Raw genomic sequence first — 22,895 nt, 5'->3', positions numbered from 1 at the left:
CAACTCCCTGACCAATAACCCACGGATGATCAATACATCAAAAAAAGATTTAGTCACGGTATCAGCCAGAGAAGCTTTTCTATACTGGCTGAAACTAGGCTTCATCAGCTTTGGTGGGCCTGCCGGACAGATTGCGTTAATGCATGCTGAATTGGTGGAAAAGCGGCGCTGGATTTCCGAACAACGTTTTTTGCATGCACTAAATTACTGCATGTTGCTACCGGGGCCAGAAGCAACCCAGCTTGCTGTTTATATCGGCTGGCTGATGCATAAAACCAGAGGCGGTCTCATGGCTGGCTTCCTGTTTATTTTCCCAAGTTTCATCATGCTATGCCTGTTGTCATGGGCTTATCTGTCGTTAGGGAATAACGCGCTGGTCAGTGGCATACTGTTTGGCATCAAACCCGCCATTGTGACGATTGTTCTGGCTGCTGCATGGCGTATTGGCAAACGGACTTTAAAATCAAAAGTTCTCAAGGGCATCGCTCTAGTTGCGCTAGTCAGCATCAGTATATTGAATCTCCCTTTCCCATTGATTATTTTGGCCACCGCACTGATTGGTATTTTCGCAAAAACATCTTGCGCGCCATCTCCTGCCACACAAACGACCTCCAACGTATTACCAGATCAGCAAGACAGCAATCTGTGTAGCTACCTGATTGGCGACGAAACACCCACACCACGGCATGCATTATTTTCATGGACACAGTTGCTCTGCGTACTAGCGACAGGAATCGCGTCTGGCTTCGCCGTCTATGTCTTATTAGCATTACTTTTTGGATGGCATTCTTTATTCACTGATCTGGCATGGCTATTCACTAAAACGGCGCTCCTTTGCTTCGGTGGAGCTTATGCTGTACTGCCATACGTCTATCAAGCTGCGGTAGAGCATTTTCACTGGCTATCTGCCGCTCAGATGATGGATGGACTGGCTTTAGGTGAAACCACGCCGGGTCCCTTGATTATGATCGTCGCCTTCGTCGGCTTTATCGGTGGCTGGGGTAAGGCAGTAATGGGCTCCGACAGTATGATCATGCTTGCCTGCATCGGTGCATCGGTAGCCTGCTTTTTTACTTTTTTACCCTCCTTCATTTTTATACTGGCAGGAGGTCCGCTGGTAGAGTCAACACGAAATAATCTGCATCTGACAGCACCACTCAATGCGATCTCGGCAGCCGTGGTCGGCGTCATCATCAGCCTGGCGATATTTTTTGCGAAAGCGGTATTTTTACCTGATGGTCAGCACCCTGAAATGCTGGCGTTGCTCCTGTTCTTCATCTCCTGTGTAGCGATATTTCGTTTCGAGTGGGGTACGATGCGGGTGCTGGCTATCTGTGCCTTGATTGGCGCGTGCCTGAAGTACTATGCGCATATATGAGACAGGCGGACAGAACGAATAATCTGGCATCGTGGTATCGTTCAGCCTGTCGCCATTTCTATTTTTAAAAGCTGCATCCCATGACGGAAAAGTTCATTCCACTGATAGATCAGCGTCAGCAACGGTCACTCAGCAACATCCCTGCAGTGCTGCAAGAGCCAAGCGGCTTATTGTCAGATGCGATGGGCAGACCGTTGCATGATTTACGCATCTCCGTGACCGATCGCTGTAATTTCCGCTGCGTTTATTGCATGCCGAAGGAGGTTTTTGGAAAAGATTATCCTTACCTGCCCCATGCTTCCCTACTCAGTTTTGAGGAAATTACCAGAATCGCCAAAATTTTTGCTGCACATGGCGTCAAAAAAATTCGCTTAACCGGCGGCGAACCTTTACTCAGAAAAAATATTGAAGACCTGATCGCAATGCTGGCAAGCATTCGTACTACCGATGGTACGCCACTTGATCTTACATTAACCACCAACGGATCGTTGCTGACAAAAAAAGCACAGACACTCAAAGACGCGGGTCTGTCGCGAGTCACTGTTTCACTCGATGCGTTGAACGACGTTATTTTCAAACGCATGAATGATGTCGACTTCTCTGTCGCTGAAGTACTGGAAGGCATTCAAGCTGCGCATGCTGCTGGCTTGGGGCCTGTCAAAGTGAATATGGTTGTCAAAGCGGGTATGAATGACCAGGAAATTACCAGCATGGCACGGTATTTCAAAGATACGCCGCATATTTTGCGCTTTATCGAATATATGGATGTCGGTGCATCAAATGGATGGCAACTTGATGAAGTGATCCCTTCGGCAGAAGTCATCCGGCGCATACGTGAAGCTGGCATGCCGCTATTACCGATTGATGCCAATTATGCTGGCGAAACTGCGGAACGATGGCAGCATCTTGATGGCAAAGGTGAGATCGGCGTTATTTCCAGTGTGACTCAGGCATTTTGTCGTGACTGCAGTCGCGTCAGACTCTCGACGGAAGGCCAGCTTTACACCTGCCTGTTTGCCAGTACAGGACACGATTTGCGCCATCTGCTCCGAAATTCCGAAGCAATCTCTGATTTTCAAATTGCCAATGTCATCGCCAGCATCTGGAATGTGCGAAGCGATCGCTATTCGGAGTTGCGCAGCCAACATACTGAAGGTTTGCATGCAGAACGCAAGAAAATTGAAATGTCGTATATCGGTGGATAAACTGGCATCGTGTTTTCCACGAGAATACTCAATAGACTTACACAAAATTGTCCCAACAAGGCCAGACAAGCTTCTTGTAATGTGGGAAACATGACTTAGCTCACTTATCAGTCATGTTCAGTTCGCCAATTGGCGAGACCATGGCGACGAAAGCTGCACGTGCTTATGCAGGATTTCGTGCGATAGGAAATCATAATATTGTTACTACCGTTTTGCGTCAGTCTTGTAAATTAAAAATGTAGCTGTGCAATCATTTGTCCTTCAGCTTATCGAATTGAGAGAAATGTCATGTTAATTGACAAAGAATTAATTACCGGCCTTATCCTTGCTGGCGGCAGAGGCATCAGAATGGGACAAGTCGATAAAGGCCTGCAAAATTTTCGCGGTGCTCCGATGGCACTGCATGTCCTGATGCGACTATCGCCGCAAACTGGTGAAATCATCATCAATGCCAATCAAAATCTGGCAGTGTATGAGAGCTTCGGAACACAAGTATGCCCAGACCAGATTGAAGGCTTTGCTGGTCCTTTGGCTGGTTTACAAACTGGTTTACAGCATTGTGAAACACCTTACCTGGTAAGTGCACCATGCGATTCCCCGATGTTACCTGTGGATCTGGTCAGCCGCTTATCATCCGCATTACTTTTGCACAATGCCGATCTTGCTGTCGCCTACACGTTAGAACTGGAAAACGGGATCAGAAAAAAACAACTACATCCAGTATTTTCACTAATGACATCCGCATTACTTCCACACCTTACTGAATTTCTGAGTCTCGGCGGTCGAAAAGTCGATGCGTGGTTCAAAGAATTAACAGTGGCAGAAGTTTTGTTTGAAGACAATACTGCATTTCGCAATATCAATACATTAGACGATTTACGACAATTTGAATCCTGATATGACCACCGCCAGCTCAAGCAAAGATCAACTACACGATATCGTGAGTTGCCTGTCTGATTACGATCCAAAGGCAGTTCCGGTATCTCAGGCACAAGACATCATCAGGCAATTCGTGCAGCCTGTGAATGCCATTGAAAAACTGGCGATACGACAGGCTCTTGGACGAGTCCTGGCGGCACCCGTTATCTCTGGCATCAACGTTCCCGCACACGATAATTCAGCCATGGATGGCTATGCACTGCAAGGAAACGATTTACCCCATCAAGGCCATCGTACACTGTCAGTCATTGGCACCGCCTATGCAGGACGCGCTTATCAGGGCACTGTGAATGCTGGTGAGTGCGTGCGCATCATGACAGGCGCCGTCATGCCGGACAATTGCGATACAGTCATCCCGCAAGAGCTGACATTACAAGCAACAGAGCTGGAAGTGACGATTCCATCAGGAAAACTCCGAAGTGGTGATAATCGGCGCCTAAAGGGAGAAGACCTCGCCTGCGGCAACGTAGCAATCTCTGAGGGGAAGGTATTAAAACCTGCCGATCTTGGTTTGCTTGCCTCACTGGGCATTGCTGAAGTAGCAGTTCATCGACGTTTACGGGTTGCTTTTTTTTCGACTGGTGACGAATTACGTTCGCTTGGGGAGACTCTTGATAGCGGCTGCGTCTATGACAGTAATCGGTACACTATCTACGGCATGTTGACACGCTTGGGATGTGACATCGTTGATATGGGCGTCATCAAGGATGATCCGGATGCCCTGGAGGCAGCCTTCCGCAGCGCGGCTGAAAATGCAGATGCCATTATCACGTCCGGCGGAGTCTCCGTAGGGGCAGCCGACTATACGAAGCAAATCATGGGAACCCTTGGCGATGTAGCATTCTGGACGATTGGTATGCGTCCGGGACGCCCAATGGCATTTGGGAAAATCCGTTCAAATGGCAAAAGCGCCTATTTGTTCGGCTTACCAGGCAACCCGGTTGCAGTCATGGTCACGTTTTACTTTTTTGCTCGCCAGGCGCTACTACACATGATGGGTGCGACAGCGACAGAGCCCCTATTGGTCACGGCTGTTTCCCGAACTGCGATCCGTAAGCGGCCAGGACGCACAGAATATCAACGCGGAATTGCAACAATGAACGGACAGGGACAACTGGAAGTGCATGTGACTGGCTCACAAGGCTCGGGCATTTTGCGATCAATGTCAGAGGCTAACTGCATGATCGTGCTGAGCCATGATCAAAGCGATGTGATGCCCGATAGTCTGGTTCAGATACTGTTATTTGAAGGACTGATCTGAAATTGCTCTTATCGATATATTCAATAAACCCGGACAGGAATTTCGTAACAAACTGGTACATTAGCCCTGAAATGTAAAGTGACACAGTACAATTTTGCTTTCACTTTTTCAGGAGAGCAGATTGAATAAAACAACATGGCTATTAGGTGCATGCGCATCGGCGTTACTGTTGAGCGCATGTGGTGGCGGCAGCTCAAGTGATAGCAGTACATCAAGCACTGTCAGCGTCAGCAGTGTCACAACAGACCAGTTGGCCTATCGCAAAGTCACCAACATGACGATTACGGGTAAAAACCTGGATAAAGGGATCAATATCTCCAATCCTGGTTGCCTGAAAATCACAGAAGTAGCTGGTGGCACCTCGACTCAACGTATTTTTTCATGCAAGATGGTCGCCGTCGGCACAGTCAGTGTCGGGATTACTGCAGGTGACGGTTCTTCATTATACAGTGGATCTCTGACGATCCCCCTGGCTGCTCAGCCTCAGGTCACCATGGTCACCAGCCTGGGAACCTTGGTAATTGAACTCAATCCTGCCAAGGCACCGATTACCGTTGATAACTTCCTCAACTATACCGAGTCCGGTTTTTACGTTAACAAAATTTTTCATCGTGTCATCAGTAATTTCGTGATTCAAGGTGGTGGCTATACAGCAGACCTGCAACAAGCGACGACTTCTGCAGCAATCAAACTCGAAGCAAGTAATGGCCTGAGTAACACCAGAGGCACCATTGCCATGGCTCGTCTTTCGTCGCCAGTAGATTCTGCCACGTCGCAATTCTTTTTCAATGTCGTTGATAACAGCAGCATCCTCGATGCCAGCACGACGAATTCGGGCTATGCCGTTTTTGGTAAAGTAGTTACCGGACTTGATGTGATGGACAACATTAAGGCTGTACCAACATCAACAGTCACATCCCTTGGCATGACTGATGTACCAGTAACGCCTGTTGTCATTAACAGCATGGTACAAACGCAATAAAATTGCTATCCTGAAGAAACTCGATCATCATCATTGATGGTTGAGTTTCTCAATTGACATGGTGGTTGCAATGGTGCTCGCAAAAGTGCTTACCAAAAAGCGACCATCTCTTTTATTCAAGGAAAAGCGATGAAAAATCTGTGGAAATCCGCTCTGGCCATCGCCAGCTTCAGTCTTTTAATGAGCCCGATGGCGTTTGCAAAAGAAGCAGCGACGCCATCGCCTGCACCGACAGCAGCAAGTGCCAAAGTTGAATTAATTGATCTGAACAGTGCAGACAAAAAAGAATTATCGACATTGCCCAAAATTGGTGATGTTCGTTCCGATGCCATCATCAAAGGTCGTCCATACAAAGGCAAGGACGAGCTGCTATCTAAAAAAATTCTGACTGAAGACGTCTATAACGGCATTAAAGATCTTGTCATTGCGAAGCAAAAACCTGCTGCTAAAAAATAAGCATCTTGTTTCTCTCTTTGATGAGTGATGTAACTTATCGACACATTACTTATCTTTGAGAGAATTCAGACAAAGTACAGGCAAAATTATTGCTACATATTGATCTAATTTGCGGATAGGCAAAGGCGCTATGTCAAACATAGCGCCAAGGTTGTGCCATTACCCTTGAGTGCTTTACTGACACGTTCAACACATTTGCCACTCCGGCATCTGAAGATAGTTCAAAAAAATACTGGCGGATATGATCATGTCTGAATACGCCGACTTCTCATAATTTCATTTCCAGACGCAATGTCCAAGTTGTATAAGTTTTTGCGGTATTGTAGTCAATATGATTAATTCCGCCAGTAGTCACGAGACTACTGCTGAATGCAGCATCTGCCTGAAGATTATTAGCTGATAATCGCAACTGCAAATTCGGATTCACTTTCCAGAGTCCATAGAGATCAATCTGCCGCTTGATACCTGTACTATTGATTTGCATCTCACTACTTTGTGTGATGTAAGCTGGGGTCCAATTCCAGTTTCCACCAATAGTCAAAGGAATATTCTGAAGACGGTAATCCAACCCCACATTTGCGGTCTGCGCAGGTTGCGTATCAAGTCTGTTATTAGGCCCCGGAATATCGTCAACCCGTGACCAGAAATGGCTATAGTTGCTACGTACATCGATCGCTGGCCCTGATGGAAAAAATTCCTGTAACTGAAATTTGGCTTCGAGTTCGACTCCACTTGTCGTTGCATGCCCAATATTGACTGGTGAAGATACCCAGCGCATGCCCGTCAATGTATTAATGAATAACGTACGACGACGGATCAGGTCATCAATACTGCGCACAAATAAATTCGCACTCACAATGCCTGCACGACTTAAATAGTGTTCAAACGCCAGATCAATCCCTCTGGATAATTCAGGTTTCAGAAATGGATTTCCAGTGCGGTCTGGTTTGGTTGGTCCATTCAGATTAGAGATGCTCGGCAGCGCAATCAAATCATTCAAGGCGGGAGCGCGATAACTATGCGTCAAACTCAACCGAATCTGATCTTTCCCGGCACCTGGAATGCGCCAAACGCCATGCAACAAAGGGCTCCATACACGGCTGCTGTTATCAATCGTCCCTGTTGCAATCGTACTCTGCGTTCTGATGCCTTCCCAGCGTAAGCCTGCATAGGCGGAAAATTGCGAATTAATATCAAACTCATCCTGGACAAACAAGGCAAAGCGACGTGTGCTTGCATCCAGGTTATCACCTGACTCCGCAAATTGCGGCGATCCATTATCGAGTGATATTCTGGTTTGAGATCGCGCACCCGTCTCCACCTCCCAACCGACTGCCAAAGTCTGTCCTTCACCGTAAGGTTTAGTGTATTTTCCTCCGGTATTTAAACTACGATCGCGGGTATTATTCACGTCGCTGATCAGGTCAACCTGCTTGCCCGTTGCATCGTATTGATAACGGACTGAAGAATTGTCCATTCGCCCTACACCGCCGCCAAACTTGACGTTTAATTTCGAATTATCCTCAAATTTATGCTGCCAGTTGCCAAAAAGTCGGCCAAAACTGGTCTGCGCATACGCACTGGTATTTGCTGATGCATAAGGAGACAGCAGGCCCAGAGTCTGCGTTAGCTGTGTAGCACTACTGGAATCGCTGCGCGAATTCATTAAAAATGGTTGCACGGTTAATGCATCCCCATTCTCCAGCTTAAGACTGAATCGTGGCGTCAACTGCAGCCCCTTAGTTCTGCGATTTGTCAGGTCATGCTGGTTCTGGATCAGACTGAATTGATCAGCAGGATCTTTTTCTATGGTGATACTATTAACCACATCGTGCTGTTGGTTTTGAAAAGCCGAACCACTGAGCGTATAAGACAATGGCCCCACCTCTCCCGGAAAAGTGACCGAAATATTCGGTGCATTACGCCCTTGCTCAAATGCCTCTGACACTTTAAAGTCAATATTTTTTTGCTTATACTCCTCGCGCAAAACGATATTAATTGTCCCTGCAATCGCCTGCGTACTATATTCAGCGACGGGACCGCGCATCACTTCAATGCGCTCGACCTGATCTGGCGTGAGCGAATCCATAGAAAAGCCACGCGGTGCTTTTTCGCCATTAATCAATATCTGTGTATAGCCGCTGCCCATTCCGCGCATCCGGATATCACCGCCCCGCCCCGCCCTTCCCCCCACAGTCACGCCAGGCAATCGCTTCAATACCTCACCGATACTGCTATCACCATTCCGATCAAGTTCCTCGCGGCCAAAAATCATTTTGGCCGCAGTAGACTGCCTCCGCTCCTCAAGATCAGTTCGCCCACCGCTGATAGTGACTTTTTGTATATTGTCTTTCGATGTGCTATCTGCTTTCTTTGTGACGTCTTTTTCAGCCCTGATTTTCTCGGACGCTGGCATTTCTGTTTCAGCAAAAACCTGGCAAGAAATTGAAAAAACGCCGGCAATAGCAAATGTCAAAGATCGAATAGGGAGATGGTTATGCATGTGGTTGTGACTAAACAATACAATCGGCAAGTATTCTGAAATACTTATTTTGCGCCATTGTATTTTTAATGCAGATGCGATGCCAGCGAACAGCGCCATCATTTTGTATTGTATTGAAACAAACTCAAAAGTGAGGACTATCAAAGGGATGATTTCGAACAAACCGACCTGACATAAAAAAAACCTGCCGAAAATAACCAAGGCAGGTTTGTATTCAGAAAACGATCCAGACTTGATTCTGACCAAGACCGAATTCAGATCAACTTAATCCGCTCTCGCAGCCAGATTCAAATTCAACTGTGAGCGCAAGATGTCTTCGGTATCTGGTCTTGGGCTATTGCGAGCGGCTTCCAGCTTATCGAGGTAGGCGGAAGTAACATCGCCGGTCACGTAAAAACCATCAAAGCAGGATGCCTCGATATTTTTCAAACGCGGATTCACGTCAGAAATAGAACGCTTCATCGCTGCGACATCCTGATAGACGAGCGCATCAGCAGTAATCTCGCGACATACTTCTTCTTCCGAGCGACCATAGGCAATTAACTCACTACGGGTTGGCATATCAATACCGTAGACATTCGGGAATTGTACCGGTGGTGCTGCAGAGGCAAAGATCACGCGTTTAGCGCCAGACTCACGTGCCATTTGAACAATTTCGCGGCTGGTTGTACCGCGAACAATAGAGTCATCCACCAACAAGACACTTTTACCCTTAAATTCCGAACCAATCGCGTTCAACTTCTGACGTACTGATTTTTTACGGATGGCTTGCCCCGGCATCATAAACGTACGGCCGATATAACGGTTTTTAATAAAGCCTTCGCGGTAATCCAGATTCAACTTCAGAGCCAGCTCCATTGCTGAAGGACGAGATGAATCAGGAATTGGCATCACCACATCGATATCACCACTGCTGAATTGGCTACGCACTTTTTCCGCCAGATATTCACCCATTTTCAGACGTGTCAAATAGACAGAGGCGCCGTCAATGATGGAATCTGGACGTGCCAGATAAACATATTCAAATGCACATGGATTAAGACTTGGATTATCTGCGCATTGCTCAGTATGCAATTGACCATCAAGATCAATAAACAATGCTTCACCCGGCTCAACATCACGCATGAAGCGGAAACCTAATCCTTCCAGCGCGACAGATTCGCTGGCGATCATATATTCGGTACCGCTCTCATTTTCTGATATGCCAATGCACAAAGGACGAATACCGTATGGATCACGGAACGCGAGCAATCCGTACCCAGCAATCTGCGCCACTACTGCATACGAGCCCCGCACACGGCGATGTAACATCGCTACCGCACGAAATACTGCGGCAGGATCTAATGAATAGCCACTCGTTACTTCCTGAATCTGATGCGCCAGAATATTCAACAATACTTCTGAGTCTGAATCTGTATTCAGATGACGACGATCGTTCTTGAATAACTCAATTTTTAATTCAACAGCGTTTGTCAGATTGCCGTTATGTGCCAATACGATACCAAATGGTGCATTGACGTAAAAAGGTTGAGCCTCTTCTTCACTGGTCGATCCGGCGGTAGGATAACGTACCTGACCGATACCCACATTTCCCGGTAACGAGCGCATATTACGTGTTCTGAACACATCACGTACCAGGCCATTCGCTTTGTGCATAGCAAATTTATTACCATGACTGGTCGCAATACCTGCGGCATCCTGACCTCGATGCTGGAGCAACAGCAAGGCGTCATAAATCAGTTGGTTAACGGGATTATTTGAAACTACACCTACGATGCCACACATGGTGGACTCCTAAAAAAAAGCAATTAAAAATGTACATGGCCGGAAATAGATGCCGGCAAAAATGGAATAACAGTCTGCGCTGCAGTTTCCGCAAGGGGGCTGAGTAAGGCATCTTTCCAGAATGACTGCCTGGGAATCGATGTCATGCCACACACCAGCACGGCAGCCAATACCAACACACAACCACGCGCCAAACCAAATAAGCCGCCCAGACCACGATCAGCCAGACTTAAACCGCTTGCCTTGATAATGGCATCAACCGCCATCATTACAAGCGCCATGAGTAAACGTACCCCAATAAATAACGCCATAAAAGCAACAATGAGGCGCAAAATCTGACCTGGAATCAAGGCTGGCATCCATGTCGCCAGCAACTCGCTATAAGCATTGGCGACAACAAACGCGACGACCCAACTGATTAAAGACAAAATTTCTTTGATCAACCCGCGCATCGTACTGATGACGATCGAGCAAATTAATATCAACAACACGACATAATCAAACAATGTCATGACACATCCAGTCAGTTAGGTGGCAAGCTGGCATTCATACCAAGTTTGCTTAATTTAGCCCGCATTTTTTCCGCCTCTTCTTTCGATGCAAACGGGCCGATACGGATACGCGTAATTTCACCTGAGCTGGTCACAATTTTTTGTGTATAAGAACGAATATTGGCAGCGTTTAATTTCGATTGAATTTCATCTACTTTAGACTGTGTCGAAAAAGCACCCGCCTGAACAATATACGATGATTTTTCAGTATTCTCAGGCTTGGCCACCAAAGGTTTTGGCGGCGCTTTTCCTTCGAGAATCGCCAAAGCACGAGCGGCATCATCATCTGATGTAACGGCTTTCGCTGGCTTGGCTGGTTCTGGCCTGGATTCCGATTTTGCTTCAGATTTATGCTCGCTCTTAACTGCTGCGGTATCTTTTTCGACAGGTTTCGCTGGCTTAGAGTCCTGTTTGGCCTCGTGTTTTATGTCAGTTTTAGACTCCGTTTTAGACTCAACTTTTAATTCTGATTTTGAATCCGCCTTCTCTGTCTTGGCTTCTGGCTTGATGACCGGCTTAGAATCACTCTTCTGCTCTGGTTTCGGTTGTTTTTCTTGCAAATTTACAACAGTCAGCGGATCGACGTTTTTCACAGGCGCAGCTGTTTTTGGCTGATTAGCCGGAATTTCTGAAAAAGTCGGCTTGCGAGTCGGCTCTGGTGCAGGCTCAATAATTTCCTCTACCGGCTCATTGTCGCTGGCGATGTTTTTACGTGGCAATGGTGCCTCGGGTTGTTGTTGCGCAGCAAGCTCAGACGACTTATCTTTGGATGGAATTTTGATATTAATATCATCAGCCAGTTGTTTCGGCTCAGAATCCAGCACCATGGGTAATCCGACAATAGCAGCCAATGCGAGCGCAACTGCACCAATCAGGCGTCTTCTTGCACGTTTTTTTTCAGGCAAAATCGGGTCATTCGCCTTGTTCTTACGACTTGGTTCGGCTTTTTTAGTTCTGGTACGCGACTGAAGACTGTCCTCTTCAGCGCGAGAACGAAATACACCACTATCCTGGTGATCGGACGTTTCTTGCTTCTTTTTAAAGCGCGAGAGCAAACCCATGTGCAAATATCTGGTTGGTTAGCGTCTTACCCCGAGTTCCGGAGCAGCGTACGCAAAATCACATCAATGCAGTGCAGACCTTCTGGCGCGCATCACTCCGGCAACAGTCAGGAAAGAACCAAAGACCACTATTCTATCATTTTCGCCCGCTTTGCCGATGGCGTAAGCATAAGCCGCTTCCGGCGTATCAAATTCCTGAATACTCCGCTCGGGATCTTTTAACACTTCTGCCTGCACCAATTTTTCCTTCAACTGTAAGGCAGTGGCAGCACGTGGCAAGGGTAATCCCGTGACGCACCAATGATCGATTTTATCTTTGAGTTGAGCAATCACACCGTCAATATCTTTATCCAGCATGGAACCAAAGACGGCGTAGGTGTATGCGTGAAAACCCATGTTATCCAGATTTTGTGACAAAGTCGCTGCTGCATGCGGATTATGCGCTACATCCAGCACCACCGCCGGGCGTCCGGGCATCACCTGAAAACGTCCTGGCAAATCTACCATGACCAAGCCAGTCCTGACTTCCTGCGCCCCAACGGGCAACTCGTGTCGCAATACTTCAAGAGCAGCAAGCACTGCGGAAGCATTCAACAACTGATTGGCTCCACGCAAGCTTGGATAGCCCAGCGAATTCCGACGTTGGCTACGTCCGCCAAAATTCCACTGTTGTTTATCACCGTTATAATTAAAATCACGACCAAATAGCCACAAATCTGCGCCTATCGCATGAGCGTGATCGATCAGAGATTGTGGCGGAACCGGATCACTACAGATGGCCGCTTTTCCGGCACGGAAAATACCCGCCTTTTCAAAGCCGATTTTTTCGCGGGTATCGCCAAGATAATCTGTATGGTCAATATCGACACTGGTCACGATCGACACGTCAGCATCAATCACATTCACAGCATCCAGACGTCCGCCCAGACCGACTTCAAGAATCACCACATCGAGCTTGGCATCGGCCAGCAATTTGCAAATGGCCAGCGTGGTGAACTCAAAATAAGTAAGTGAAATATCTTCGCGCTTCGTTTCTACTTCAGCAAATACCTGAATGAATTGTTCATCGTTGACATTTTCGCCGTTGATTCGCGCACGCTCGTTAAAATCGAGAAAATGTGGTTTGCTGTATAAGCCAACACGATAACCTGCTTGTAACAACACCGCCTCCAGCATCGCACAAGTCGATCCCTTGCCGTTGGTGCCGGCCACCATAATCACGGGACAAGCGTACTGGATATCAAGGCGCTGCTTGACCGCAGCGACGCGATCGAGCCCCATATCAATTTCTTTGGAATGGCGGGTTTCAAGCAACGACAGCCATTCTGGCAAACTAGCAGGTAATTTTTGCATAGGATAAAAAAAGCCCGAACAGCAACGCTTCGGGCTTATCTTAATAAAAAGGAGAAATCAGGAAACTGCTTCAGCAGGCTGGTTTTGTAACAATGCCAGCAAGCGGGCAATTTCTTCACGCATCTTGCGACGGTCAACGATCATGTCAACAGCACCTTTTTGCACCAGGAATTCTGCGCGCTGAAAGCCTTCTGGCAGTTTTTCACGTACGGTATTTTCGATAACACGCGGACCAGCAAAACCAATCAGCGCTTTTGGTTCTGCAATGACAACGTCACCCAGAAAAGCAAAGGATGCCGATACGCCACCCATAGTTGGGTCGGTTAAGACAGAAATGAATGGCAAACGCTTCTCAGACAACTTCGTCAGCATCGCTGTCGTCTTTGCCATTTGCATCAAAGACAGCAAGCCCTCTTGCATACGCGCCCCACCCGTTGCCGTAAAGCAAATGAATGGTACTTTTTGCTCCAATGCTGCCTGAGCACCGCGCACAAACCGCTCACCAACGACAGAGCCCATGGAACCGCCCATGAATTCGAATTCGAAGCAGGCGGCAACGACCGGAACCGTCATGATAGAACCACCCATCACAACCATAGCATCCGTTTCGCCGGTTGTTTCGAGAGCACCTTTCAGGCGATCGGGGTACTTTTTACTGTCTTTAAATTTGAGCGTATCGACGGGCAGGACTTCCTGACCGATTTCATAGCGGCCACCGGCGTCAAGCAGTGCATCAAGCCTTTCTCGGGCACTGATACGCAAATGATGGCTGCATTTCGGACAAACATGAATATTGGCTTCCAGATCAGATCTGTAGAGAACCGCTTCGCATGACGGACATTTAACCCAAAGACCTTCGGGAATGGACTTGCGGTTTGCAGATTCCGAGCGTTGTATGCGCGGTGGTAACAGCTTTTCTAACCAACTCATGTTTTCTCCTCTTAGCGGCTGTAGCGCCTGTTTGGCACTACAGCGTATGGTTTAATCTGATGAAAAAACCAATTTGATGCGTATTTTACTCGTCCAGCGCCTGTCTGACACCAGAAATAAAATCCCTTACTGCAGCAACCGCATTTTCACGCGGTGTATTTTCCAATTCTTGAATGATACGGGAACCAATCACCACGGCATCTGAGACACTGGCAATCGCGCGAGCCGTGGCACCATCACGTATTCCAAAGCCAACGCCAACCGGCACGTTTACATGCTTTTTAATCCGTGGAATCATCTCCGCGACAGCATTCAGATCGAGATTACCCGAACCAGTAACACCTTTCAGCGATACATAGTACACATATCCACTGGCGATTTTGCCCACTTGTTCAATGCGTTCGTCCGTTGAGGTCGGTGCCAGCAAGAAAATGGTATCCATGCCGTTCTGCTGCATATTTTTCGCAAACTCTTCACATTCTTCAGGCGGATAATCAACGACCAACACGCCATCCACGCCCGCATCCGAAGCCTGGGCAATGAATGCATCCTGTCCCATACGCTCAATCGGGTTAGCATACCCCATCAGCACTACGGGCGTATTCTGATTCGTTTGCCGGAATTCGCGAACGAATTGTAATACATCATGCAAGCCAACTCCAAATTGCAAAGCTCGCTCAGAAGCGCGTTGAATCACTGGACCGTCAGCCATGGGATCAGAAAAAGGAACGCCAAGCTCGATAATATCAGCCCCCCCCTCAACCAAGGCATGCATCAGCGGCACCGTCAGCTCAGGTGCCGGATCACCGGCTGTGATAAAGGGGATCAGGCCTTTTTTTTGACTGGCAGCAAGTGCGGCCATCGTTTTTTGAATTTTTGACATAATTTGAATGAATAAGGTACCAATACCAAACAGGGGTATCCAGTCTGCACATGCTGGACAACGAATCGTCTACACAAGCATCAATTTCGCCAAAAATATACTCCCCTCAGTATCATTATTTCCATCTGTAATCATGCGGACAACAGAAGGTTTTTATCGAAAACAGTGGGGAGTATATCAATCTAACAGGCAAAACCAATACAACTACATGGCAACTGACTTAAAAGTTCAAGCCTGCACGTTCAGCGACAGTATGCATATCCTTATCGCCGCGACCAGACAGATTCGCCAACACAATACTGTCTTTAGGCAAGGTCGCAGCCAGCTTTGTCGCATAAGCCAGGGCATGACTGGATTCCAATGCTGGAATAATCCCTTCAATACGGCAGCAGTCGTGAAATGCCTTGAGCGCCTCATCATCTGTAATCGTCACATATTGAGCACGACCACTGTCTTTTAACCATGCGTGCTCCGGACCTACTCCAGGATAATCCAAACCAGCAGAAACCGAGTGCGTCTCTATCACCTGACCATTGGCGTCTTGCAGTAAATACGTACGATTACCGTGCAATACCCCCGGCGAACCCAGCGTCAGCGAAGCAGAGTGTTTCCCTGTTTCAACACCTTCACCAGCCGCCTCGACACCAATCAGCTTCACCTGTTTTTGATCAATATAAGGATAAAAAATCCCCATGGCATTAGAACCGCCACCCACGCAAGCGACGACATAATCAGGCTGACGCCCCGTCAGCTCGGGCATCTGCCACAAACATTCCTCACCAATCACCGACTGAAAATCACGCACCATCATAGGATAAGGATGTGGGCCAGCGACAGTGCCAATGATGTAAAAGGTATTATCGACATTAGCCACCCAGTCACGCATCGCCTCGTTCAGTGCGTCTTTCAGGGTTTTAGAGCCGGACTCAACAGGAACGACCGTCGCACCCAGCAGTTTCATACGGTACACGTTTTGCGCCTGTCGTTTGACATCCTCAGAGCCCATGTAAATCACGCACTCCAGCCCAAAACGAGCACAGATAGTTGCCGTCGCTACGCCATGCTGTCCCGCTCCTGTTTCAGCGATCACGCGAGGCTTACCCATACGCTTAGCCAACAACGCCTGACCAATCACGTTATTGATTTTGTGTGCGCCGGTGTGATTCAGGTCTTCGCGTTTAAAATAGATTTGTGCGCCGCCCATGATTTCAGACCAGCGTTTAGCGTGATAAACAGGAGATGGGCGGCCGACAAAATACTTCAATTCATGACGAAATTCTTGCAAAAACAAAGGATCATGCTGATATTTAGCATAAGCCTGCTTGAGTTCAGTCAATGCATGTGTCAACGTCTCAGACACGAATGTGCCGCCGTAAGGGCCGAAATGGCCTTTCGCGTCAGGTAAATGATATTCCGCAGACTGATAAATGGCTTGCTGAGATGCTGATTTTGACGATACAGATTGATGCTCAGATTGAGCATTCATTGCGCGAAGTTCTTTCATATTATTCCTTTACGACGGTATTTTTCAGACCTGTTCCTGGCCCCGAAATACCGTGTGTGTATTTAACGCCGATCAGCAATGGCTGATTACATGGCGGTTTGATTGTCAGCCTCACGTACAGCGGCAATAAATGCGTGTACTTTGACTTCATCTTTAATACCCTTTGCCAATTCAACACCACTACTGATGTCAACGGCAAACGGACGCACCTGGCTCACGGCGCCAGTCGCGTTGTGTACGCTCAAGCCACCACTTAAAACGACCCGAGGCGCGAGCTCTTTTGGGATGAGAGACCAATCAAAAACCTTTCCACTACCGCCGAAACCATCAACAAAGGTATCCAGCAATAAACCGTTAAACAAAGGACTTGCGTTACGATATGTTCGCTCACATTCTAACAAATCATCGGCACTTGTGTCCGGCTTGACGCGAAAAGCACGAATAAATGGACGATTCACACTTGCCGCCAGGTGGCTACACTGCTCTGGCGTCTCATCGCCATGAAATTGTAGCAACTGCACCGGTGCCTGATTTATCACTGACTTCAACTCTTGCTCATTCACATTCACAAACAAGCCTACGGAAACAACAAACGGAGGAAGCATCTGTATTAATTGCCCTGCGTCCTCAGGCAAAATATACCGTGGACTCGGCGGATAAAATACAAAACCCAGCGCATCCGCTCCTGCATTGACAACGCACTGCACGTCTTCGCGTCGGGTTAAACCGCATATTTTGATTCTCGTTCTTGAAAGCATTTGCTAAGCCATTTAATCATCGTTTTATTATTTTACTCTCGCATCAGCGCTTTTCATGTTTATCGATGTTTATCTGGGTGCAAGCGAAGATAGTTCTGCGATAATCGATAAAACGACTCTTTCTGACATCTAATGACAACCGCTGCATCACATACCGACGCCGTTCACCTTTTCGGACTCCCCATTCAATGCCTGGATTTTCATACCGCCAATCAGGAATTACTCAAAGTCGCCTCCGAACGCAACCATCCGAGCAGAATTGTTGTCACACCCAACGTTGATCATGTTGTCAAACTGAATCAGCAGCCTGAATTCAAACAACGCTATATTACTTCGGACTATATTTTTGCCGATGGTATGCCAATCGTCTGGGCGAGCAAAATGACGCCATCACCGCTTCCAGAGCGAGTCACTGGTGCAGACTTATTTGTATCTCTGTGCCTCGGCTGCGTAGAACAGCAAATGTCGATTTTCATTCTTGGCGGACAACCCGGCCAGGAACAAATGCTCCGGGATGCCTTTGCCATTACCTACCCACGCTTAAAAGTCAGTATTTTTTGCCCCTCAATGCAATTTGATACGGAAGGGGCAGAAAGCGATGAAGCAATACGTCAGATACAAGATGCGCAGCCGAATATTTTATTTGTTTGCCTTGGCATGCCCAAACAAGAAAAATTTGCATTCAAATATCGGGAGCAATTTGCCACCAATAATGTGCCATTGATTTTATGTGTTGGTGCTGCAATGGAATTTGCACTGGGGCAAAAAAAACGCGCCCCTCTCTGGATGCAAAAAATTGGAATGGAGTGGTCTTGGCGACTAGCGACTGAGCCTCGCAGACTATGGCAACGCTATACAACGCAGGGATGGAAATTTCTGAGCTTACTCAAAAAAGAATATCAAATACAAAAAAGTCATCGACCATAAAAATATGCACTGAAACACGTTGAAACACGTCAACGCGTTGATCAATTTACCGATTCAACGCGCCGATATCGATGCACATCAACGAGACCTGACAACAACTCTCCGGCAATACGCATCAAAATATTTGCATCCGGGGAAGCATGAAAGTTTGAATCTGCTGATTAGTTTGCACATTCAACAAACAACAAACAACAAACAACAAACAACATCCATCAATACTGCACTTCAAAGAATTGCTCATCTTCTGTTGACCCATGCAATGCTGTTGTTGAAGACTGCCCTTGCTGAATGGTCTGAGTCACTGCGTCAAAGTACCCAGTACCGACTTCGCGCTGATGTTTTACAGCGGTAAAGCCTTTTTCCGCTGCAGCAAATTCTGCCTCCTGCAACTCAACAAATGCTGACATCTGGCGACGCGCATATCCATACGCGAGATTAAACATACCGTAGTTCAGCGCATGAAAGCCTGCCAATGTGATGAACTGGAATTTATAACCCATGGCACCAAGTTCTTTTTGAAATTTAGCAATCGTGATGTCATCCAGATTTTTCTTCCAGTTAAACGAAGGAGAACAATTATAGGACAGCAATTTCCCCGGGAATTTGGCATGAATTGCGTCGGCAAAGGCGCGGGCAAATTCCAGATCAGGCTTACCAGTTTCACACCAAATCAGGTCTGCATATTCCGCATACGCAAGACCACGGGAAATAGCCTGCTCTAAACCTGGTTTGGTTTTATAGAAACCTTCAACCGTGCGCTCACCCGTACAAAATGGCTTGTCGTTTGTATCAACATCAGATGTCAGTAAATCCGCTGCTTCCGCATCAGTACGTGCCAGTATCACAGTCGGAGTACCCATAATATCGGCCGCCAGACGTGCTGCATTCAGCTTTTCAACTGCCTCACGAGTAGGCACCAACACTTTACCGCCCATGTGACCGCATTTTTTGACAGAGGCAAGCTGATCTTCAAAGTGAACTCCGGATGCACCGGCTTCGATCATCGCTTTCATCAGCTCAAATGCGTTCAAAACACCACCAAAACCTGCTTCTGCATCGGCAACAATAGGCGCAAAAAAATCAATATCGTCTTTACCTTCAGACCACTGGATCTGGTCAGCACGGGTCAATGTGTTATTAATACGTTTCACAACCAGCGGCACAGAATTAGCCGGATACAACGATTGATCTGGATACATTTCACCTGCGACATTGGCATCGCCGGCGACTTGCCAGCCAGACAGGTAAATCGCCTTCAGACCAGCTTTCACCTGCTGCATTGCCTGATTACCAGTCAACGCACCCAATGCATTGATAAACGGCTCGTTATTCACCAGATTCCATAGCTTGATCGCACCATTTTTGGCGAGGGTATGCTCCACCTGAACAGAACCACGTAAACGAATAACATCTTCGGCTGTGTAATTGCGCCTGATCCCCTTCCAGCGTGGATTGGTATCCCAGTCTTTTTGCAATTCAGCTACCTGTTGCGCGCGTGTGATCATGCTATTCCCCTGTGGTCAAATCAAATAAAGTAAAGTTCTTTTGAGATCAATCATAGGAGATTTTTTGCACAGCAACAATGTCTTATATAAGACATATGACAAATATTTTTTATATTAAATTCAAATACTTAATCATTATTTTTTGCGATACGAAATAATTTTTCTTAGCATGATAAAAATATTTTGTGCACTACAACCATTGATTTCGCATTATAAAAAATAACGCCATCATGATAAATACACGGATTTTTTTAAAAACTCAAAGACGTTAAACAGGCCAGACTTGCTAAAAATCATTCGTTCAAGTCAATGGTTGAGACGGTGCAGGACGTCCTCTTGGCACACGAACAATCAAAGCGACGCGACTAAAATTAGCGCAAAAATAGACCATAAATGGATAGCAAATGGACGAAAAAAGACCTCGCTCCTCTGGGCGCAGCCTGCACCGACATAATGAATAGAGAAATACGGCGGCGAACGACTTGCTTATTCAGCATTCATTCAGCACTTATTCAGCATTCACCGCAATTCAATTGATGACCATTTCAAACCATGGTGAAGAATGGTGCAAATGAATAATGAAGCCCCCCACTCCCTTGCGAATCAATGCAGGGTCAACTTGTTGCATGCGCTGTCCATTTCCATCCAAAGGAAAAATTTGCAAGCGATGTGCGGTCGATGGATGAAAGAATGTCATATCAATGCTCTCCAGCCAGACTGGTGCCTGCGCATCCCGTGCCCCGGACGGCTTTGTCGCATTAGGGGTATCTGGCTCCAGCGTCCACCAGGCACGCTCAGAAGGATATTGCTGCAAGCGCTTTGGACGTTGTGGTGATTCGTTTGGTTGGGTGCCAACGGTAGCACCAGTCACGATCAACAATAAGCGCTTGGACGTTGATGCAGGCAAACCATCGCGACTCGTCAGCAGCACAGTCGCCAATTGTCTGGTTTGCCTGGAAAATTCTGGCATCAGACCTGGCAATGCACTGTTAATACCAGCATCCGTCCGGTGCCCAGCAAACATCCTGCTGTAGATAGTATCCGCCTTTAGCCACGGACCAGCGCTGTCGTACGCCAACTGATTGCCAGACGCATTCCATACTGAATTTGCGTTGGCAGCATCGGCTTCTGCCTGTCGGCATGGCTTGTTGAGCATATCGTTTTTGTGGATAAACCCGGTGCGATAACTAAAAATCTGTTTTATATCAACACCCGTACAATTCGCTGCGTATTCTGGCAAACCGATACCAGCAACCCCGTCGCGCAATGCACCGAGCATCTGTCGCGTATCTGCAGTGAGTCCGATGGGTAATTGTGCTGATAAGGGACTGATATGGAATTGTCTGAACATGGCGGCAGAAATTCCCGTCGTCACCCATTGACCCCAGTGTCCACTTAACCCAAAACTATCTGGTAATGCGGCCCAACTATCTCCGTCAACATACTGAAAGAAAAACAGCCCATCCCAATCCTGCGCACTGGCAATCGCGGCAAGAACTGGCATGATTTCGGCACTTTGTTGATTTGGATAAGCCTGATTAAATTCGCTGACGACAAATGGTTTATTCAGATCCCGATAGAGCGCTCGCTGCAATAGAGAACTCCAACCTTGCCTGAGCGCAGAGTGATTTCGGATACGCCAGTCATTTCTATCCCATGCCTGCCTTGGAAAATCGTAGTGATCGACATAAAAATGCTCATCCGCATAATCCATATGTTGTTGCGCATCTGAATTTACAACGCCACCAAAATACATTTGCGTTCCAGTCAGCGGAACCAGATCACCTACTTCGGTGCGAATTGCTTTACGCAAAATCTCAAGATATTGCTTATCCGTTTCGGTTAAGAACTGTACATAATCCAGCACACGCTTTCCCGCGCCATGCTGGTGCGGGTGGAATTGCTGCTGCAAAACAGACGAAATACTCATATCCAGTTTAGTCATGATGCGCCTTGCATATTGCTGCACACCGGCGATCCATCCTTCACCAAACTCCAGCACGCGTGATTCGGCTGATTGCACCAGTACACCGCCGCGCTTGGGCATTGAACAGCTATTCCATTCGGCACATGCCTTCTCCAGACTGCCATACCGATGCAAAATCCAGCGCTGCCACTGTAACTGCAGCAAGCGCTCATATTCTCCATTGAGCTGATCGAGATCGCCGCGCTGCCATGCACCAACCATCGAGGATTCGTTATTAATTTCTATCATAGCCAGAGCGGGGTTATTCCCCAAATCCAGGCGCCTGATTAATTGCTGTGCATACTCGACCTGCAGCGCAATCATGCGAGGTTCAAATAAATGCAAGGGATGGCTTGCGAATGGTATTTGCCCACCAGCGATTAAAGGGGTGATCTGATCAACTGCGGGACGAAAAGTATAGCCGACATGTAAATTCAGGTTGACGTACAGCCCCTCTTCTTTCAGCGCTCCAATCAGTACGCGGAGTCGCTGTAACGCTGTTGCATTAAAACTGGGAAATGCCGCAGAAGTGAGGATGCCGCGAGGATGCTCGTCGCTGTCGCTTAATATGGTGTCAAGGTGATGTAGGCGAACTGCATTGAATCCCATTTTTCGTAAACGTTTTGCTATTTTTGGGGCGTCTTCTTCTTTTGGAAAGTTTGCAGCACTGCTTAAACTGATACCAAATATGCGCACACGCTTGTCGTCTTTGGTGTTGGCTTTACCATCATTTCCGACTCGATAAAAATGTGCATTCCGCACAAACAATCTGTCCGCCGGTGTAATTGCACGATTCATACCACTGAAATCAGCAACACCGCTGACACCATCTTCGTTGATATTAAAAGGGTACCAGGACATATTGTCCGCAGCGAATGCGGGACATATGAAAAATGCGACAAGGCAAACAAAAACAGCTCTCATGCCGGAAAATGGTGTGTGCAGAAA

Annotated in this window: 18 protein-coding genes; 7 read left to right on the top strand and 11 right to left on the bottom strand. The window is 47.2% G+C overall.

Annotated features, from left to right (window positions below; genetic code table 11):
• Positions 1-25: 25 nt before the first annotated feature.
• From chrA to ACO0LB_RS07070, 6 genes are all read left to right on the top strand, one after another.
• Positions 26-1,378 (top strand): chromate efflux transporter, encoded by a 1,353-nt coding sequence (chrA, locus tag ACO0LB_RS07095; protein WP_423047892.1) that lies wholly within the window; start codon positions 26-28, stop codon positions 1,376-1,378.
• An 80-nt stretch (positions 1,379-1,458) separates the two neighbouring features.
• Positions 1,459-2,583, top strand: a complete 1,125-nt coding sequence (gene moaA, locus ACO0LB_RS07090; RefSeq protein WP_423047890.1) for a GTP 3',8-cyclase MoaA — start codon at positions 1,459-1,461, stop codon at positions 2,581-2,583.
• A gap of 288 nt (positions 2,584-2,871) precedes the next feature.
• Positions 2,872-3,480, top strand: a complete 609-nt coding sequence (mobA, locus tag ACO0LB_RS07085) for a molybdenum cofactor guanylyltransferase MobA (RefSeq protein ID WP_423047888.1) — start codon at positions 2,872-2,874, stop codon at positions 3,478-3,480.
• A 1-nt stretch (position 3,481) separates the two neighbouring features.
• The gene (glp, locus tag ACO0LB_RS07080) at positions 3,482-4,783 is read left to right on the top strand and encodes a gephyrin-like molybdotransferase Glp (RefSeq protein ID WP_423047886.1); all 1,302 of its coding nucleotides are present in this window, start codon (positions 3,482-3,484) and stop codon (positions 4,781-4,783) included.
• Positions 4,784-5,171: 388 nt separating this feature from the next.
• A complete protein-coding gene (locus ACO0LB_RS07075) occupies positions 5,172-5,765 on the top strand; it encodes a peptidylprolyl isomerase (protein ID WP_423048073.1) in 594 nt (197 codons plus the stop codon).
• Positions 5,766-5,894: 129 nt separating this feature from the next.
• Positions 5,895-6,221, top strand: a complete 327-nt coding sequence (locus ACO0LB_RS07070; RefSeq protein WP_423047884.1) for a ComEA family DNA-binding protein — start codon at positions 5,895-5,897, stop codon at positions 6,219-6,221.
• Positions 6,222-6,489: 268 nt separating this feature from the next.
• On the opposite strand, the gene ACO0LB_RS07065 is transcribed toward ACO0LB_RS07070, so the two are convergent.
• The 9 genes from ACO0LB_RS07065 to ACO0LB_RS07025 all read right to left on the bottom strand — a co-directional run bounded on the left by ACO0LB_RS07065 (position 6,490) and on the right by ACO0LB_RS07025 (position 17,549).
• Positions 6,490-8,637, bottom strand: a complete 2,148-nt coding sequence (locus ACO0LB_RS07065; RefSeq protein ID WP_423047882.1) for a TonB-dependent receptor plug domain-containing protein — start codon at positions 8,635-8,637, stop codon at positions 6,490-6,492.
• Positions 8,638-8,988: 351 nt separating this feature from the next.
• Positions 8,989-10,509: an amidophosphoribosyltransferase gene (gene purF, locus ACO0LB_RS07060; RefSeq protein ID WP_423047880.1), complete on the bottom strand. Its 1,521-nt coding sequence runs from the start codon at positions 10,507-10,509 to the stop codon at positions 8,989-8,991.
• Positions 10,510-10,532: 23 nt separating this feature from the next.
• Positions 10,533-11,021, bottom strand: a complete 489-nt coding sequence (locus ACO0LB_RS07055; RefSeq protein ID WP_423047878.1) for a CvpA family protein — start codon at positions 11,019-11,021, stop codon at positions 10,533-10,535.
• 11 nt (positions 11,022-11,032) lie between these two features.
• Positions 11,033-12,121 carry an SPOR domain-containing protein gene (locus tag ACO0LB_RS07050; RefSeq protein ID WP_423047876.1) on the bottom strand — a complete coding sequence of 363 codons (1,089 nt, stop codon included), beginning with the start codon at positions 12,119-12,121 and terminating at the stop codon, positions 11,033-11,035.
• 63 nt (positions 12,122-12,184) lie between these two features.
• Positions 12,185-13,474 carry a bifunctional tetrahydrofolate synthase/dihydrofolate synthase gene (gene folC, locus ACO0LB_RS07045; protein WP_423047874.1) on the bottom strand — a complete coding sequence of 430 codons (1,290 nt, stop codon included), beginning with the start codon at positions 13,472-13,474 and terminating at the stop codon, positions 12,185-12,187.
• 57 nt (positions 13,475-13,531) lie between these two features.
• Positions 13,532-14,404 carry an acetyl-CoA carboxylase, carboxyltransferase subunit beta gene (gene accD, locus ACO0LB_RS07040; protein ID WP_423047873.1) on the bottom strand — a complete coding sequence of 291 codons (873 nt, stop codon included), beginning with the start codon at positions 14,402-14,404 and terminating at the stop codon, positions 13,532-13,534.
• 85 nt (positions 14,405-14,489) lie between these two features.
• Complete coding sequence (gene trpA, locus ACO0LB_RS07035; RefSeq protein ID WP_423047870.1) at positions 14,490-15,287, bottom strand: tryptophan synthase subunit alpha; 798 nt, start codon at positions 15,285-15,287, stop codon at positions 14,490-14,492.
• A 220-nt stretch (positions 15,288-15,507) separates the two neighbouring features.
• Positions 15,508-16,791 (bottom strand): tryptophan synthase subunit beta, encoded by a 1,284-nt coding sequence (gene trpB, locus ACO0LB_RS07030; RefSeq protein ID WP_423047868.1) that lies wholly within the window; start codon positions 16,789-16,791, stop codon positions 15,508-15,510.
• An 86-nt stretch (positions 16,792-16,877) separates the two neighbouring features.
• On the bottom strand, positions 16,878-17,549 hold the full coding sequence (locus tag ACO0LB_RS07025; protein ID WP_423047866.1) for a phosphoribosylanthranilate isomerase: 672 nt from the start codon (positions 17,547-17,549) through the stop codon (positions 16,878-16,880).
• 132 nt (positions 17,550-17,681) lie between these two features.
• On the opposite strand from ACO0LB_RS07025, the gene ACO0LB_RS07020 reads away from it, so the two are divergent.
• Entirely contained in the window at positions 17,682-18,476 is a 795-nt protein-coding gene (locus tag ACO0LB_RS07020) for a WecB/TagA/CpsF family glycosyltransferase (RefSeq protein ID WP_423047864.1), read from the top strand.
• 212 nt (positions 18,477-18,688) lie between these two features.
• Here ACO0LB_RS07020 and aceA read toward each other — a convergent pair whose 3' ends face one another.
• Together aceA and ACO0LB_RS07010 are read right to left on the bottom strand one after the other, a co-directional pair.
• Positions 18,689-19,981 carry an isocitrate lyase gene (gene aceA, locus ACO0LB_RS07015; RefSeq protein ID WP_423047862.1) on the bottom strand — a complete coding sequence of 431 codons (1,293 nt, stop codon included), beginning with the start codon at positions 19,979-19,981 and terminating at the stop codon, positions 18,689-18,691.
• Positions 19,982-20,510: 529 nt separating this feature from the next.
• Positions 20,511-22,808: a hypothetical protein gene (locus tag ACO0LB_RS07010; RefSeq protein ID WP_423047861.1), complete on the bottom strand. Its 2,298-nt coding sequence runs from the start codon at positions 22,806-22,808 to the stop codon at positions 20,511-20,513.
• Positions 22,809-22,895 lie beyond the last annotated feature (87 nt).

This window comes from Undibacterium sp. SXout7W (genome assembly GCF_049339385.1).
Taxonomy (GTDB): domain Bacteria; phylum Pseudomonadota; class Gammaproteobacteria; order Burkholderiales; family Burkholderiaceae_D; genus Undibacterium.
This window is presented reverse-complemented; position numbering and strand designations above follow the sequence as displayed.

Coding starts and splice junctions, on each gene's coding strand:
- chrA (WP_423047892.1), top strand. CDS start 26: ATGATCAATACATCAAAAAAAGATTTAGTCACGGTATCAGCCAGAGAA.
- moaA (WP_423047890.1), top strand. CDS start 1,459: ATGACGGAAAAGTTCATTCCACTGATAGATCAGCGTCAGCAACGGTCA.
- mobA (WP_423047888.1), top strand. CDS start 2,872: ATGTTAATTGACAAAGAATTAATTACCGGCCTTATCCTTGCTGGCGGC.
- glp (WP_423047886.1), top strand. CDS start 3,482: ATGACCACCGCCAGCTCAAGCAAAGATCAACTACACGATATCGTGAGT.
- ACO0LB_RS07075 (WP_423048073.1), top strand. CDS start 5,172: ATGGTCGCCGTCGGCACAGTCAGTGTCGGGATTACTGCAGGTGACGGT.
- ACO0LB_RS07070 (WP_423047884.1), top strand. CDS start 5,895: ATGAAAAATCTGTGGAAATCCGCTCTGGCCATCGCCAGCTTCAGTCTT.
- ACO0LB_RS07065 (WP_423047882.1), bottom strand. CDS start 8,637: ATGCCAGCGTCCGAGAAAATCAGGGCTGAAAAAGACGTCACAAAGAAA.
- purF (WP_423047880.1), bottom strand. CDS start 10,509: ATGTGTGGCATCGTAGGTGTAGTTTCAAATAATCCCGTTAACCAACTG.
- ACO0LB_RS07055 (WP_423047878.1), bottom strand. CDS start 11,021: ATGACATTGTTTGATTATGTCGTGTTGTTGATATTAATTTGCTCGATC.
- ACO0LB_RS07050 (WP_423047876.1), bottom strand. CDS start 12,121: ATGGGTTTGCTCTCGCGCTTTAAAAAGAAGCAAGAAACGTCCGATCAC.
- folC (WP_423047874.1), bottom strand. CDS start 13,474: ATGCAAAAATTACCTGCTAGTTTGCCAGAATGGCTGTCGTTGCTTGAA.
- accD (WP_423047873.1), bottom strand. CDS start 14,404: ATGAGTTGGTTAGAAAAGCTGTTACCACCGCGCATACAACGCTCGGAA.
- trpA (WP_423047870.1), bottom strand. CDS start 15,287: ATGTCAAAAATTCAAAAAACGATGGCCGCACTTGCTGCCAGTCAAAAA.
- trpB (WP_423047868.1), bottom strand. CDS start 16,791: ATGAAAGAACTTCGCGCAATGAATGCTCAATCTGAGCATCAATCTGTA.
- ACO0LB_RS07025 (WP_423047866.1), bottom strand. CDS start 17,549: ATGCTTTCAAGAACGAGAATCAAAATATGCGGTTTAACCCGACGCGAA.
- ACO0LB_RS07020 (WP_423047864.1), top strand. CDS start 17,682: ATGACAACCGCTGCATCACATACCGACGCCGTTCACCTTTTCGGACTC.
- aceA (WP_423047862.1), bottom strand. CDS start 19,981: ATGATCACACGCGCGCAACAGGTAGCTGAATTGCAAAAAGACTGGGAT.
- ACO0LB_RS07010 (WP_423047861.1), bottom strand. CDS start 22,808: ATGTCCTGGTACCCTTTTAATATCAACGAAGATGGTGTCAGCGGTGTT.